Origin of the sequence: Streptomyces yerevanensis, assembly GCF_000716805.1 — a bacterium.
Taxonomy (GTDB): Bacteria; Actinomycetota; Actinomycetes; order Streptomycetales; family Streptomycetaceae; genus Streptomyces; species Streptomyces flaveus.
In genome coordinates this window covers 145205-160227 of record NZ_JNWJ01000025.1, presented here as the reverse complement: position 1 = coordinate 160227, position 15023 = coordinate 145205, and the positions used below count along the sequence as shown (strand labels likewise).

The window sequence follows — 15023 nt, the reverse complement described above, 5'->3', positions numbered from 1 at the left end:
CCCCGACCATCCAGCTATCGCACCGTCTGCTCCGGCTCCTGGCCCGCCGACGGCCGCTTCTTCGGCGTACGCGACAGGAACAGGCCGAAGACCGGAGGCTGGGCCTGGAGCATTTCGAGCCGACCGCCGTCGGCCTCCGCCAGGTCGCGGGCCACGGCCAGGCCGATGCCCGTGGAGTTCTGGCCGCTGATGGCCCGCTCGAAGATCCGGGCGCCCAGTTCGGCGGGGACGCCCGGGCCCTCGTCGGTCACCTCGACCACGACCTGGTTGCCGGTGACGCGGGTGCGCAGGGCGACCGTGCCGCCGCCGTGCATGAGCGAGTTCTCGATCAGGGCGGCCAGCACCTGGGCCACCGCTCCGGGGGTGCCCACGGCGTGCAGATGCCGCTTGCCCGAGCAGACGATGGCGCGGCCCACGCTGCGGTAGGCGGGGCGCCATTCCGCGAGCTGCTGGTTGATGACCTCGTCCAGGTCGAAGGTGACGGCGGAGCCGGTGCGGGGGTCACGGGAGTTGGTGAGCAGCCGCTCGACCACGTCCGTCAGGCGCTCCACCTGGCCGAGCGCGATCGTCGCCTCCTCCTTCACCGTGTCCGGGTCGTCGGTGAGGGTGATCTCCTCCAGGCGCATGGACAGGGCCGTGAGGGGCGTACGGAGCTGGTGGGAGGCGTCGGCGGCCAGCCGGCGTTCGGCCGTCAGCATCCGGGCGATGCGCTCGGCGGAGCCGTCCAGCACGTCCGCGACGCGGTCCAGCTCCGGCACTCCGTACCGCTTGTGGCGCGGTCGCGGGTCCCCGGAGCCGAGCCGCTCGGCGGTCTCCGCGAGGTCGGTCAGCGGGGAGGCGAGCCGGTTGGCCTGGCGTACGGCGAGCAGTACGGCGGCGATCACCGCGAGCAGGGCGACCGCGGCGATGATCAGGAGCGTACGGCCGACTTCGCGGGTGACCGAGGAACGCGGCTCCTCGATCGTGACCGTCTCGCCCTCCTCGCCCTGCGCCTTCTTCGACTGGATGACCTCACCTGTGGGCCTGGTGCCGATCTCGATCGGGTCCCGCCCCGGAATCACGATCCGCGCATACCGGTTGTCCGCGACCTGGTCCTGAAGGATCTCGGCACTGATCTGCTCGTCACCGAGAATGCGGCTGTCGACGATGCTCGCCAGCCGCAGCGCCTCCAGGTCCACACGTTCCTGGGCGCTGGCACTGATCGTCCGGGTCTCGACGATGACGAGCGAGAAACCGAACACGGCGATCACGACGAGGACCACGGCGAGAGTGGACTGAATAAGACGGCGACGCACGGGGCCCTCCGGGCAGCAGGTTTACGAGGTCCAGTGTGCGCGACCAGCCACGACGAACCCGCAGCGGTTCAACTTTTCTCGAACCGGAACCCGACCCCTCGTACCGTGGCGATGTATCGCGGATTCGCCGCGTCGTCGCCGAGCTTCTTGCGCAGCCACGAGATGTGCATGTCCAGGGTCTTGGTCGAAGACCACCACGTCGTGTCCCAGACCTCGCGCATCAGCTGGTCACGCGTGACGACCCGCCCCGCATCCCGCACCAGCACCCGCAGGAGGTCGAACTCCTTGGCCGTGAGCTGGAGTTCCTCGTCACCCATCCACGCCCGGTGCGACTCGACGTCGATGCGCACCCCGTGCGTGGCGGGCGGCTGCTGCGGCTCCGCGGCACCGCGCCGGAGCAGGGCCCGGACCCGGGCGAGCAGTTCGGCGAGACGGAACGGCTTGGTGACATAGTCGTCGGCACCCGCGTCGAGGCCGACGACGGTGTCCACCTCGTCGGCGCGCGCGGTCAGGATGAGGATCGGGATGGTGTGGCCTTCGGCGCGCAGCCGACGGGCCACCTCCAGTCCGTCCATGCCGGGCAGCCCGAGGTCGAGCACGACCAGATCGACGCCGCCCTGAATACCGGCGTCGAGCGCGGTGGGGCCGTCCTCGCGCACCTCGACCTCGTAACCCTCCCGGCGCAGGGCGCGGGCCAGCGGCTCCGAAATGGACGCGTCGTCCTCGGCGAGCAGTACTCGGGTCATGGACTGATGGTAGTCCGCTGTGGACAACCATCGTGAGGGAAGATCGAGATCTCTCTGCTCAGGCCCCAACCAAAAGCCCGCACCCCCACGCACCCGCACCCTTCCACCGGCGGGAGGGGTCGTGGGCCGGTGCGTCCTATGCCCGTCGCTTAGCTCCGGTCTCGGAGGACCAGGGCCTTGTACCAGCTAAGGGCCGTATGCCCGCCCTGCGACGGGCTGACGCACCGGACCGCGGCCCCGCACCCACCACCCACCCAGGGGCGCGGGGAACTGCGCGACCAGCCACACTCAACCCGCAGCTTCAAACCGCCCCCAGCGGAGCGCTAGCGCATGCGACGTCGCGGCATGAACGTGAACACCGCCCCGCCCAGCAAAATCGTCGTCCCCGCCAACAGCCCAAGCGCCCGCAGCAGGCCATTGTCGTCGGATCCCGTGTCCGCGAGGCCGCCGCCCGAGGACGCGGGGCCCGCACCCGACGCACCGGAACCGGAAGAGCCCGAGCCGCCCGCGGCGCCTCCCGGCTGCGACGAGGTGTCCAGCGTCAACGAGACCTCGCTCTTGGCCGGCGTACACGTCGTCGTCGTACCGAGGGCCTCCACCGTCAGAACGCCAGGCGAAAGCGTCGACTCACCGTCCGCGCCCGGCTTGTACGTGCCCGTCAGGTCAGGGATCTCGATCGGGTCACCCGACTTGATCGGCTCCGGGTTCGTCGGGCCCTCCACCCGTACCGTGCCCTTGTCCGCGCCGCCCAGCGCGACCTCCATCGACGGCTTCACCGAGTCCGCCGGAATGTCCGCCGGGCTGTCCATGACCGACTTCTTGAACTGCACCGTCAGGCCGAAGTTCCCGTCGTCCTTCTTGGCGTCGATCTGCACGGGAGAGGTCGCGCTCTTGTCCCCGATCGGCGTCTTGCACTCGTACGGGATCTCGACCTCCTTGCCCGTGAATTCGGTCTGACCGCCACCGGATCCGCCGGAGTCCGACGATCCCCCGCTGTCACCCCCGGTCGCGCTCTCGGAGGGATCGGCGGGAGAGGACGGCGGAGTGCCCCCGGTCGGCAGGTCCGTCGGCACCGACGGCACACCCGTCGGCAGCCCGCCCGACGTCCCGCCGGAGTCACCCCCGCTCACCTTGATCGTCGCGGTCGGCTTCACCGCCTCCGTCGGCGTGCACTTGGTGTCCGCGGACACGGGCTTGTTGACGTTGACGTTGTACGCGTCCGGGGTCAGCGTGACCTCTCCGGCCGCCGTCAGCTTCAGCGTGCCCTTCATGTCGGAGAGCTTCATGTCGCTGTTCTTCGGGATGGCGGGGTTCTGCCGCGGCCCCTCCATGGCGATGTCGCCGGTCTGCGCGCCGCCCGCCTTGAGGGTGCCGGTGGGCTGGACGGTGTCCTTCTCCAGGTCGATGATGTCGGGGTTCTTGGAGGCGGCCTTCACGAACTTCCAGGTGATCTGCACCTCGTCCCCGACCTTCGCCTCGGCGGGCGCGGTGATCTCCACCTGGGTCGTGCCCTGCACCGGGTCCATCCCGGAGATCGCGGGCGGTACGCATTCGGTCTTGTACGACACCTCGGCCGCCTGGGCGGGCACCGCGGCCGCCCCGAGCAGGATGCCCGCGCCGCCGAGCATCAGCGCGACTCCGGCCGCGCTCGCTCTAGGGCGCTTCTGCCCCCCAAGGCCACCGTCTGTCGGCCGGACTCTCCGTTGCGTCCTCACGAGTTTCCCTTTCTGGTGGGGGTCGAAGGGCTGTTCTCTTGCGGTGCGGAGAGCTGACCGGCCTCGGCCCCCGGATCGGTGTCCGGGGTGAACCACGGCAAGGTCGGGTTCGTACGGGTGTCGCTGTCGGCGTCTGCGTGGGGGGACGACGCCGTGGACGAAAGGCTCAACTTCGGCATGCGTACGGTGACTTCGGGCAGCCGCAGACTCCGGCGCGGACCGGCGTGCCCGCCACCGCCACCGCTCCTCGGGCGGGAGCCCCAGCGACCGGCCGGCCTGGACCTGCCCTGCGGCCGTACGCGGTCCACCACGGCCATCCCGACCCGGAACACGGCGGCCGGTACGACGACGAAGAGCAGGATCCAGAAGAGCGTCACACCCCAGGGACGGCCCACACCCCAGGGCTGTTCGGCGAGCACCTTGCCGCCGTACTTCACCGAGACCGTGTAGTCGCCGTGCGCGCCGGCCGACAGCTCGACGGGCAGTTCGATCTGCGCCTTCTTGCCGGGCTCGATGGTGCCGCGCCACTGCTGTTCCTCCCACTGCGGCGCGAACACGCCGTGGGAGGTGCCGACCTGGAAGACGGGATCCTTGACGGCGGAGGAGCCGACGTTGCCGACGGTGAAGACGAAGTCGCGGGACGGCGGCGCGCCGAACCAGGTCAGCACACCGTTCGATCCGTCGAGCCGGGTGTCGGTGAGCACCGAGAGCCGTCCGCTGGTGTCCTCCTTCGGAAGCGGCTCGACCTCGTGCCCGGCGACCAGGAACGCCGCGTCCGCGTCCGCCTTCTGACCGGTCACGGTCGCCACGTGCACCACGCACGGGCACGGCTGCGGCGGCTCGACGACCGGCAGCTTCTTGCTGAACGCGCCCTTCTCGTCCGTGGTGACGGCGCGGCCGTCCGCGTTGGCACAGGAGTTGGTGCCGCCGAGCACGCCCCGGTCGGGTGAGGACCGACCGCAGATCAGCATCATGAGGAGGGTGTCCGGCCGCCATCCGGAGCCGGTCACCGTGATCGAACCGCCCGTCCCCGCCTGGGACTTGGACAGCTTGACCTCCGGTTTCCCGTCCGCGCCCGTAGCCGCCCCGCTCAGGGGGAGCAGGAGCAGCGCGAGCACCGCCACCACCAACGCCGGAATCCGCACCTTCCCGCTCACGTCACCGCTCCCGTCAACTCGACTTCCGTACGCGGCTGTTCGGGCCCATCAGGTCCACCGGGTCCACCAGGTCCACCGGGCTCGCCGGACTCCTCGGTGCGCCTTCGACGTCGTACGAACCAAACGGCACCGCCCGCACACAGCACGAGCCCGCCCGCCAGGCCCGCGACCGCTCCCCATGGCACGAACCGCGCCGCCATGCCCGCCTCGTCGTGCGCCCCGCCCGCCGCCGTGACCGTGAGTCTCACGTCGACCGAATCGAACGCGGGCCGTTCTGGCCAGGGCTCGCGGAGGGTGACTCGGCGTCCGGGGAGCAGTTCGACGGGGAGGGTGCGCGGGGCGCGGTCGAGCACCTCGCCGAACAGTCCGTCGGCGCGTACGGCGAGCTTCGGGGTCAGTACGGTGTTGCCGCGGTTGACCAGGTCGTACGAGATGCGGCCGTCCCCTACCGCCACGTCCTCGACCGTGAGCGCGGACAGGGTCGGGCCGGCGACCCGCAGCTGGACGCGCACGGCCGCGGACCGGCCGCCGCCGCTCGCGACGATCGCGCCGGGGTGGTCGCCGGGGATGGCGCCCTCGGGAACGCCGATGGTGAACGGAACGTCGGCACGCGTCCGCGCAGGCACCTTCACGGTCTTCTCGGCGAAGGTGATCCACGAGCCGGTGTCACGCGGCTTCGCCCGCAGCGCGAAGCCGCCGCCCTCCTGGCTGTTGTCGGCGTCAGCGCCCCGCAGCCGTACGGTGAGCGGCTCCTCGCCCGGGTTGATCACCGACACCGTGTCCTGCAGGACCGCACCGGGCGCGCCCTCCGCGTAGAAGTACGGCCGCCCGTCCCGGCCACCCGCCGACGGCACGACGGACCAGCCCTCGTCGGCCACGGCGGTCGGTACGACGCCGAGCAAGGCGACGGCGGCGAGGGCGAGGACACAGAGGCCACGGGCGGCGGACTGCACGGATGTCACAGGCGGCTCCAGACCAGAAGGTGCGGCGCGATGGGGGTCCCCCCAGGCGTTCAGCTCTGGGGGAGCCTCCTTGAGGGGCGGTGGTCGGGCTGGCGGGTGGGAGAGCGGCTCTAGTGCGGCGTACGGCAGGTGGCTCGACCTACGCGTACGAGAACGGGGTAAACCACAGGTCAGCGCGGCGCCTGGTTCCTTCGGGTCAGCCACAGCACCCCGGCCGCTCCGGCGAGGAGCACCGTGCCGCCGAGCGTGCCGAGGGCGATCGCGGAGTCCTCGGGGCCGGTCTGCGGGAGCTCGGCGCCGGAGTCCGCGCCGCTCTCGGTGCCGCCCTCGGGTGAGGTCTCCGACGAACCGCCGCCGCCACCCGCGGCCGTGACGTCGAGGCTCAGCGCGGGTCCCGGATTGTTGCCGGGTTCGCAGGTGGTCGTCGTACCGAGCGCCTTGATGGTGAGCACGCCCGGCGTGAAGGTGACCTTGCCGCTCTTGGACGGCGTGTACGTACCGCTCAAGTCGCTGATTTTGATGGGGGTGTTGGCGGGGATGGCCTCGGCGTTGGCCGGGCCCTTCACGGTGAGCGTGCCGCTCTCGGCGCCGCCCAGCTTGATGGTGGCGCTCGGGTTCATCGAGCCCTTGCCCAGTTCCACCGGGCTGGACGAGACGCCCTTCTGCCAGGACATGGTGATCTTGTAGCCGCTGCCGCTCTCGGCACTCTTGATGTCGATGGGCGAGACGGCGGACTTGTCACCGATCGGCGTCTTGCAGTTGTACTCGACGTCGACGACCTCGGCCCAAGCTGCGGGGGCGGCCATCAGCACCGCCGAGCCGGCCAGGGCCGCGGCGAACGCGAGCGCGGCGGTTCGTTTCTGGTACGTCCGGTATGACACGGTCCCCTCATTCCTGACGGCACATCAGATCGGCCGTCAAGGTACGCCTGGGGCCTTGTGGAGGGAAGACAAAGGACGCGCCGGATCTCGATCGATCCGCCGCGTACGGAGAAGGGTTCGAACCTGCGGTAACCCTTGGTGGGGGTTACTTCGGGCTAAGCGGGCGCCCCGAGTTCCGCCCATACGGTCTTGCCCGCGACCCCTGGAGCCCGGACAACCCCCCAGTCCAGGCACAGCCGCTGCACGATGAACATCCCGTGGCCGCCGGGGCGCCCGGCGCGGTGCGGGGTGCGCGGGGCGGGCTGGCCGGTGCCCCGGTCGGAGACCTCGACGCGCAGCACTTTGTCGTCGCAGGCGATCCACAGCTCGTCCGGGCCCTCGGCGTGCAGGCAGGCGTTGGTGACGAGCTCGGAGACGACCAGCAGTACGTCCTCGGCGGCGGCCCGCCGGTCGGCGGTCGCGGCGGGCAGCCAGCCCCACGCGTGCAGCGCCTGGCGGGCGAAATCGCGGGCGAGGGGGACGACCCCGCTCGCGCCGTCGAGGTTGAGCCGACGGACCTGACGGGCGGCCGGGTGCGCGGACCCGTCGTCTCTGGCCTCCCCCGAAGCGCCGCAGACGCCCGCATCCGGGCCGCGGTCGCCCGGCGGGTAAGGCCGGGTGGTGCTCATCAGCGCTTCACCTCACCGATTCACCAGTTCGCGATTCAGTTCGCGACTCAGGACTCAGGACATCCAGAAAGCTCAGGACACTCGGGATCCCGGACTGCCGCGTGCTTGCCGTTGGCCTTGTTGACATATTCAGGGTGTCTCCTGCCCGGCCGAACCGTCAGAACACCCACTGATTCGACAGGGACACTGTGACGCTGGTAACGCGCTGATCACACAGAGACAACCGAGCCATAACTTCGCACGCCGCAGTCGGGCGGTTACTCGTCCAGGGGCCGCTCGAGCGTGCCACGCACAGTGCGATTACTCGCGCAGAGCCGCGTCGAGCGTGTCGTGCACGGTGAAGACGGCCGCCGCCCCGGTGATCTCGAAGACCCGGGCCACCACCGGAAGCATCCCGGCCAGATGGACCCCACCGCCCACGCTCTCGGCCTTGAGCCGGGCACCGAGCAACACGTTCAGCCCAGTGGAGTCGCAGAACTCGAGCCGCGAACAGTCCACGACGAGGCGCGCGAACCCGCGCTCGATGCAGTCCTCGAGGGGTTCTCGTAGCAGATCGGCGGTGTGGTGGTCCAACTCACCCGCCGGGGTCACGACGGCGCTGAGGCCCTCTTCCCGCACCTCGACCAGAAGCCGGCCCGATTGTGCGCTGCCGACCGTCCCGCGGTCCATGCCGTCTCTCTCTTCCGACCGTCGTGGCTGTTGATTGACGCTCTTGAACACTACGCCTTCCCTACGACCACGACTCCTGCCGTGCGGTTCCTTCCCTACGACCTCTCTACGACCTTGCCACACCCGAACAACCGCTCAAACTCGGACATTTCTCCAGCAAGCGCACTTGCGGTGGACTGACGAAAGCGGGTAGGGCTAGTAGGGACACGAATCAACACGGCCGGCTTTGGAGGCGCCGCACACCGCAGTGCACGTATTGGCATCGGCGGCCATATGCCGAGAACGATGGAGGACATCATGTCACCCCGGCTCGACGCATCGCAGACCCCCCAGGCGACGTCGACACCCTCTCCGGAAAAGGCGGATCCCCTCGAGGAGGACCTCGACGGACTCGCCGGCCTTCCGGAGATCCCGCCGTACGACGAGGTGGGGCCGGTGGACGCACGGGCCCTGTCCAAAACCCTCTTCGAGCGGCTGGAATCCCTGGAAGAAGGCACGCACGAGTATTCCTATGTACGCAACACCCTGGTCGAACTGAACCTCGCTCTGGTGAAGTTCGCGGCCTCCCGGTTCCGCTCCCGCAGTGAGCCGATGGAGGACATCATCCAGGTCGGCACGATCGGCCTGATCAAGGCGATCGACCGCTTCGAGCTCAGCCGTGGCGTGGAGTTCCCGACCTTCGCGATGCCGACCATCGTCGGCGAGATCAAGCGTTTCTTCCGCGACACCAGCTGGTCGGTGCGCGTACCCCGCAGACTTCAGGAACTCCGCCTGGACCTGGCCAAGGCCGGCGACGAACTGGCCCAGCAACTGGACCGCGCTCCGACAGTGGGAGAGCTGGCGGATCGCCTGGGCCTTTCGAACGACGAGGTCGTCGAGGGCATGGCCGCGTCCAACGCCTACACCGCATCTTCACTTGACGCCCAGCCGGAGGAGGACGACTCCGAGGGCGCCCTGGCCGACCGCATCGGCTACGAGGACCACGGCCTCGAAGGCATCGAGTACGTCGAGTCCCTGAAGCCCCTGATCGCCGAACTTCCTTCCCGTGACCGGAAGATCCTCTCCCTCCGCTTCGTCGCCAACATGACCCAGTCCGAGATAGGCGACGAGTTGGGCATCTCCCAGATGCATGTGTCGCGCCTGCTGTCCCGGACGCTGGTGAGGCTGCGGAAGGGTCTGACAGTCGAGGAGTAGCACTCCGCCGCAGGTGGCGCCACCGGAGGTGGCCCCGCCGCACGTGGCGGTGAAGCTTGTTGATGGCGCCCGTACGAGGTCCCGCTGGGCGGGGCTCGGCGGGCGCCATCATCACAAACAAGCCACGCACAACATGGTTACTGGCGGAAACCCCTACCCTCGCCGCCCTCCTTCCACCACTATGACCCAACCTCATACCGAGCGGTACGCCGAGGTGCCGACGGTGGCGAAGGCGGGAGGCAAGAGGGAGGAACGGGGATGACTCGGGCGCATCAGGGCGACGAGAACCACACAGGAGCGGCAGCAGGCGCGAAGGCGGACGCGGACGCCGGCCCGCACACCAGCACGCCCGACACGCAGCTCACCGCACTGATACGCGCCGACGCCGCCACCGCGTACCCCGCGCTGCGCGAGCTGCGCCTGCGGCACCGGCCCGCCGTGCTGGCGTACGCGCGGCTGTGCGCCATGGACGAGCCCGGCGCACGCCGGCTCACGGCCCAGGCGTTCGCGCTGGCCGCCCGCGAGACGGCGCGTGGCGTCGAGCCGCGCGGACCGTGGCGGCACAAGCTTCTGCTGCTGGTCACGCGCGTGGCAGCCGCATGGGCCACCGACGACCGCGGCAACCGCCTCCATCCGGACCTGCTGACCCACCTGCGCGAGACGGGCGCCGACGACCGCGAACCGCCGATGCTGGCGGCGTTCCAGAGCCTTCCGACCCGTGTCCAGGGCCTCGTCTGGTACACCGTCGTGGACGAGGAGCCCGACGCCGGAGCGGCCGTCTACCTGGGATTCACGCCCCAGGACGTGACGTACGGGAAGGAGCCGGCCTTCCAGGCGCTGCGCCAGGCCTGTCTGAAGGCCCGGCTGGCCGACTCCGGCGATCCGCGCTGCCAGGGCTTCCGGCGACTGATCGAGGAGGCGGTACGCCCCGATCATCCGCGGTACGGAATGGATCTGGACGCCCACATCACGCTGTGCGCGCACTGCGCCGCCGCGTACGAGGAGCAGTGCGCGCTGCGGGACACCCCGCGCATCGCGTCGGCCGACGGGCTGCTGGTGTGGGGCGGCGCGGCTTACGCCTCGGACGGATCCACCGCGCCTGGTCGTGCTTCCCGGCGCGCCCGGACTGCCAGGCACTCCCGGACCCGGACCACCGCGGCAGCGGCCTGGCTGCCGTCGCGGCGCTTCGCGCTCGCCTCGGCGGCGTTCGGCATCGCGGTGGCTCCCCTGCTGATGTACCTGCTCTCGTCGAACAGTTCACAGCCCCAGCGCGCCGCCAACTCCGTGCCCCCACCCGCGCGGCCGCCCGCGATGACAGTGACGCCGATGATCTCGGCGACGTCGTCCCCGTCGCCTTCACCGACGCGCAGGACCAAGTCCCCTGAACCGACGAAGACTTCGAAGTCCCCACAGCCCTCCAGGACACCGCGCCCCTCGCCCACTCCCGAGAAGCCGAAGCCCCCCGCACCCCACCCGCCCAACGGCGCCTACGCCCAGGTGGTGAACGCCGGGTCGGGCCTGTGTCTGGACATCGACGGCGACCCGCAGAACGGCACGGACGTCGACGCGGCCACCTGCACGTCCTCTCGCGACCAACGGTGGCGGGTCGACTCCGGGCGCGGCGTGCTGCAGTCGTACGCATACCCCGACTACTGCCTGGACAGCCGTGGCTCCGTCGGCCGGGGCGTCGGCATCTGGGAGTGTGACGCGGTCGAGGGCCCCAACGGCCGGAACCTGACGTTCACCGTGGACGGCAGCGGCGTGATCCGCCCGGCGATCGCCCCGGACCACGCGGTGACCGCGTACGGGAACCGCCTCATCCTGGTTCCGGCGCAGGGGCGGGACGAGCAGCGGTGGACGGCGGGGGCGGCTCCCGCCTGATGTCGCAACTGATGTCACATCTGATCTCGTGCCGATCTTGTGCCGATCTTGTGCTGATCAGACCTTGCGGGCGCCTCGCCGCCACACCTCGCTGACCAGCGGTACGCCCGGCCGGTAAGCCAGGTGGACATGGCTCGGTGCGTCGAGGAAGGCCAGGTCGGCGTACGCGCCCGGGGTGAGGTGGCCGATGTCCGTGCGGCGGAGGGCTGCCGCGCCGCCGGCTGTCGCCGACCAGAGCGCCTCGTCCGGGGTCATCCTCATGTCCCGTACTGCGAGGGCGATGCAGAACGGGACGGAGGACGTGAAGGACGAGCCCGGGTTGCAGTCCGTGGAGAGGGCGACCGTGGCGCCGGCGTCGAGGAGGCGGCGGGCGTTCGGCCACTCGGCGCGGGTGGAGAACTCGGCGCCGGGCAGGAGGGTGGCGACCGTGGCGCTGCCGGCGAGGGCGTCGATGTCCGCGTCCGTGAGGTGCGTGCAGTGGTCGGCGCTCGCGGCGTCGAGTTCGACCGCGAGCTGGACGCCGGGGCCGTACGACAGCTGGTTGGCGTGGACGCGCGGGTGCAGGCCCTTCGCCTTGCCGGCCGTGAGGATCGCGCGGGCCTGGTCGCCGTCGAAGGCGCCCTTCTCGCAGAAGACGTCGATCCAACGGGCGTACGGGGCGCAGGCGTTGAGCATGTCGCCGGTGACGAGGGCTACGTACGCCGCCGGGTCGTCGGTGTAGTCGGGCGAGACGATGTGCGCGCCGAGGTAGGTCACCTCGTCGGTGTGGCGGGCGGCGATGCGCAGGGCACGGGTCTCGTCCTCGACGGTGAGGCCGTAGCCGGACTTCGTTTCCATCGTCGTCGTGCCCTGGCGGAGGGCCTCTCGCAGGTAACGGGTGAGGTTGCGCTCCAGTTCCTCGTCGCTCGCCGCGCGCGTCGCCGCCACCGTCTTACGGATGCCGCCCGCGCTGTAGGCCCGGCCCGACATGCGGGCGTTGAACTCCTGCGTGCGGTCGCCCGCGAAGACCAGGTGCGAGTGGGAGTCGACGAAGCCCGGGATCACCGCCCGGCCGCCCGCGTCGACCCGATTGTCAGTGGCGGGTGCTTTGCTTGATTCACCGGTCCATGCGACGCGGTCGCCGTCGATGACGACGGCCGCGTCCTGGATCAGGCCGAGGGGGGATCTGTCACCTAGGGAGGGGTCATTGGTGACCAGGCTGGCGATGTTGGTGATGACGGTGGTCGGGCTGCTCGTCTTCGTCGGGCTGCTCATGTCGTCCTCGCGGGGGCGGAGTTCGGCGGTGGTCGTCAGGCGCGCAGGGCTTCGACTGCCCGCGCGAGGGCTTGCGGCACATCGGGTACGTGCGTGTGCGCCCCGTCTCGTACGACGTGCCGCCCGCCCACGATCGTGTGCCGTACGTCCGCCGCTGACGCGGCGAATACGGCCGTCTCGGCGCCGAGCCTGGGCAGCGGCCCCGCTGTTCTGACCGAGTCGAGCGCGATCGTCGTGAGGTCTGCGAGCGCGCCGGTCTCGATGATGCCCGCGTCGTCCCAGCCGAGGGCCGCATGGCCGTCGGCCGAGGCCGCCCGCAGGAGGGCAGCCGCCGTCCAGTGACCGCGTGTACGGGTGCGCAGGCGCTCGTTCAGCTCCATCGCTCGCGCCTCTTCGAGCAGGTCGATGACGGCGTGGCTGTCGGAGCCGAGGGAGAGCGGCGAGCCGGCTTTCTGCAGGGCGGCGGCGGGTCCGATGCCGTCGGCCAGGTCACGTTCGGTGGTGGGGCACATGCACGTGCCGGTCGTGGAGTCGCCGAGCAACGCGATGTCCTCGTCGGTGAGGTGTGTGTTGTGGACGCCCGTCGTGCGCGGGCCGAGCACACCGTGGTCGGCGAGGAGCCGGGTGGGGGTGCAGCCGTGCGCGGCCCGGCAGGCGTCGTTCTCCGCCGTCTGCTCGGACAGGTGCACATGGAGCGGGGCCCGCCGCTCCTCGGCCCAGCGCGCCACCGTGGCCAACTGCCGCGCGGGCACGGCCCGTACGGAGTGGATGGCCGCACCGATCCGCAGGTGATCCCGGTCCTTGAGAACTGAACAGCGTTCCGCCCAGGCGTCCGTGCTCCCGTCGGAGAAGCGGAGCTGGTGGGTGTCGGGGGGCTGTCCGAAGCCGGAAGAGAGGTAAGCGGTGTCGAGGAGGGTGATACGGATACCGGCTTCGTCGGCGGCATCGATGAGCGCCTCGCCCATCGCGTTGGGGTCGGCGTAGGGGGTGCCGCCGGGAGCGTGGTGGACGTAGTGGAACTCGCCCACGGCGGTGATGCCGGCGAGCGCCATCTCGGCGTACACCGCGCGGGCGAGGGCGTGGTAGGTATCCGGGGTCAGCCGGTCGGCCGTGGCGTACATGACCTCGCGCCAGGTCCAGAAAGTTCCGGAACCGACCTGGACGGTGCCGCGCAGGGCTCGGTGGAAGGCATGCGAGTGGGCGTTCGCGAGGCCTGGGAGGGTGAGTCCGCGGAGGATCTCGGTGCCGGGCGGCGGGGAGCCGAGCCCCGTGCGGACGGCCGTGATCCGCCCATCCACGACCTCGACGGCCACGCCCGGCTCGACGAACGAGCCGAGCCAGGCGTGCTCCAGCCAGTACGTCTGCGTGTGGGGGTGGGTCACCTGCGGGCCAGCCCTTCCAGTACGTCGGCCAGTGCGAGTACCCCGGCCACGCAGTCGTCCTCGGCCGCGTACTCGGCCGGGGAGTGCGAGACGCCGGTGGGGTTGCGCACGAACAGCATGGCAGTGGGGATGGTCCCGGAGAGGATTCCGGCGTCGTGTCCGGCGCCCGTACCGAGGACGGGGACCTTGAGGTCCGTGTCGGTTCCCAGGATGCGGGCGAGTTCGTCGCGCAGGGCGTGGTCGAACTCGACGACGGGGGTGAACGACTCGCGGACGACGTCGAGTTCGATGCCGTGGACGTCGGCGTACTCGCGGGCCGCCCGCTCGATGCCGGTGACGACGGTGTCGAGGGTCACTTGGTCGGCGGCGCGGGAGTCGAGCCAGCCGCGGACGAGGGAGGGGATGGCGTTCACGCCGTTCGGCTCGACGGAGATCTTGCCGAAGGTGGCGACGGCACCGGCGAGTTGGGCTTCCCGCCGGGCCGCGAGCACGGTCTCCGCGTACGACAGCATGGGGTCGCGGCGGTCCACGAGCCGAGTGGTCCCCGCATGATTGGCCTCACCCCGGAAGTCGAACCGCCACCGCCCGTGCGGCCAGATGGCACTGGCGATACCGACACGGTCGCCGGACAGGTCGAGGACACGCCCCTGCTCGACATGCAGCTCGACGAACGCGCCGATACGCGCCAGGCGCTCCGGGTCCGCCCCGATGGCGTCCGGATCGAACCCGGCGGCCTCCATCGCCTCCGGCAGGCTGACACCGTCGGCATCCCTGAGCCGATGCGCCTGCTCGACGGTGAGCTCTCCGGCCGCGAGCCGCGACCCCACACAGGCCAGCCCGAAGCGGGCACCTTCCTCGTCACCGAAGTTCACGATGGCCAGGGGCTTGCTGAACTGCACGTTCCTGCTCCGCAGTTCATCCAGCGCGGCGAAGGAGGACACGACCCCGAGAGGACCGTCGAAGGCACCGCCATCGGGCACCGAGTCGAGGTGGGACCCGGTGACGACAGCGTCCCCGGCAGCGGGATCCCCGAGCCAGGCCCACTGATTCCCGTTCCGGTCCACCTCGTACGCCAGCCCTCGCGCCCGGGCCTGCTCTTCGAACCAGGCCCGACACTCGGCATCGGCCCCGGTCCAGGCGAACCGCCGGTAGCCACCGGAGTCGGGGTTGCGCCCGATGGGCTTGAGGTCGCGCCCCATCTCGTGGAACGAGGGAGAGG

13 protein-coding genes are annotated in these 15023 nt (G+C 70.5%); 2 read left to right on the top strand and 11 right to left on the bottom strand.

What is annotated here, in order from left to right; translation table 11 throughout:
- Nucleotides 1–14 precede the first annotated feature (14 nt).
- The 8 genes from OP79_RS25580 to OP79_RS25545 form a co-directional block, all read right to left on the bottom strand.
- The gene (locus tag OP79_RS25580; protein ID WP_033323227.1) at nucleotides 15–1295 is read right to left on the bottom strand and encodes an ATP-binding protein; all 1281 of its coding nucleotides are present in this window, start codon (nucleotides 1293–1295) and stop codon (nucleotides 15–17) included.
- 68 nt (nucleotides 1296–1363) lie between these two features.
- Nucleotides 1364–2041: a response regulator transcription factor gene (locus OP79_RS25575; RefSeq protein ID WP_033323225.1), complete on the bottom strand. Its 678-nt coding sequence runs from the start codon at nucleotides 2039–2041 to the stop codon at nucleotides 1364–1366.
- A 323-nt stretch (nucleotides 2042–2364) separates the two neighbouring features.
- Complete coding sequence (locus OP79_RS25570; RefSeq protein ID WP_033323223.1) at nucleotides 2365–3669, bottom strand: hypothetical protein; 1305 nt, start codon at nucleotides 3667–3669, stop codon at nucleotides 2365–2367.
- 83 nt (nucleotides 3670–3752) lie between these two features.
- Complete coding sequence (locus tag OP79_RS25565) at nucleotides 3753–4913, bottom strand: hypothetical protein (protein ID WP_033323221.1); 1161 nt, start codon at nucleotides 4911–4913, stop codon at nucleotides 3753–3755.
- Nucleotides 4910–5866 carry a COG1470 family protein gene (locus tag OP79_RS25560; RefSeq protein ID WP_033323297.1) on the bottom strand — a complete coding sequence of 319 codons (957 nt, stop codon included), beginning with the start codon at nucleotides 5864–5866 and terminating at the stop codon, nucleotides 4910–4912. The genes OP79_RS25565 and OP79_RS25560 overlap by 4 nt, the downstream gene beginning before the upstream one ends.
- 179 nt (nucleotides 5867–6045) lie before the next feature.
- Entirely contained in the window at nucleotides 6046–6756 is a 711-nt protein-coding gene (locus tag OP79_RS25555) for an LPXTG cell wall anchor domain-containing protein (protein ID WP_033323220.1), read from the bottom strand.
- Between the two features lie 155 nt (nucleotides 6757–6911).
- A complete protein-coding gene (locus OP79_RS25550) occupies nucleotides 6912–7424 on the bottom strand; it encodes an ATP-binding protein (protein WP_033323218.1) in 513 nt (170 codons plus the stop codon).
- Nucleotides 7425–7724: 300 nt separating this feature from the next.
- A complete protein-coding gene (locus tag OP79_RS25545) occupies nucleotides 7725–8093 on the bottom strand; it encodes an STAS domain-containing protein (RefSeq protein ID WP_033323216.1) in 369 nt (122 codons plus the stop codon).
- A 297-nt stretch (nucleotides 8094–8390) separates the two neighbouring features.
- Between OP79_RS25545 and OP79_RS25540 the strand changes: the two genes are divergently transcribed.
- Nucleotides 8391–9287 (top strand): RNA polymerase sigma factor SigF, encoded by an 897-nt coding sequence (locus OP79_RS25540; RefSeq protein ID WP_033323296.1) that lies wholly within the window; start codon nucleotides 8391–8393, stop codon nucleotides 9285–9287.
- Between the two features lie 258 nt (nucleotides 9288–9545).
- Complete coding sequence (locus tag OP79_RS25535) at nucleotides 9546–11168, top strand: RICIN domain-containing protein (RefSeq protein WP_078492005.1); 1623 nt, start codon at nucleotides 9546–9548, stop codon at nucleotides 11166–11168.
- Between the two features lie 57 nt (nucleotides 11169–11225).
- Here the strand turns inward: OP79_RS25535 and hutI are convergent, their stop codons facing one another.
- From hutI to OP79_RS25520, 3 genes are read right to left on the bottom strand one after another with little or no spacing between them, the layout of a single operon-like run.
- Nucleotides 11226–12422: an imidazolonepropionase gene (gene hutI / locus OP79_RS25530; protein WP_033323214.1), complete on the bottom strand. Its 1197-nt coding sequence runs from the start codon at nucleotides 12420–12422 to the stop codon at nucleotides 11226–11228.
- 35 nt (nucleotides 12423–12457) lie between these two features.
- A complete protein-coding gene (locus OP79_RS25525) occupies nucleotides 12458–13804 on the bottom strand; it encodes a formimidoylglutamate deiminase (RefSeq protein WP_033323212.1) in 1347 nt (448 codons plus the stop codon).
- On the bottom strand, nucleotides 13801–15003 hold the full coding sequence (locus OP79_RS25520; RefSeq protein WP_033323210.1) for an allantoate amidohydrolase: 1203 nt from the start codon (nucleotides 15001–15003) through the stop codon (nucleotides 13801–13803). Before OP79_RS25520 ends, OP79_RS25525 begins: the two co-directional genes overlap by 4 nt.
- Between the last annotated feature and the right edge of the window lie 20 nt (nucleotides 15004–15023).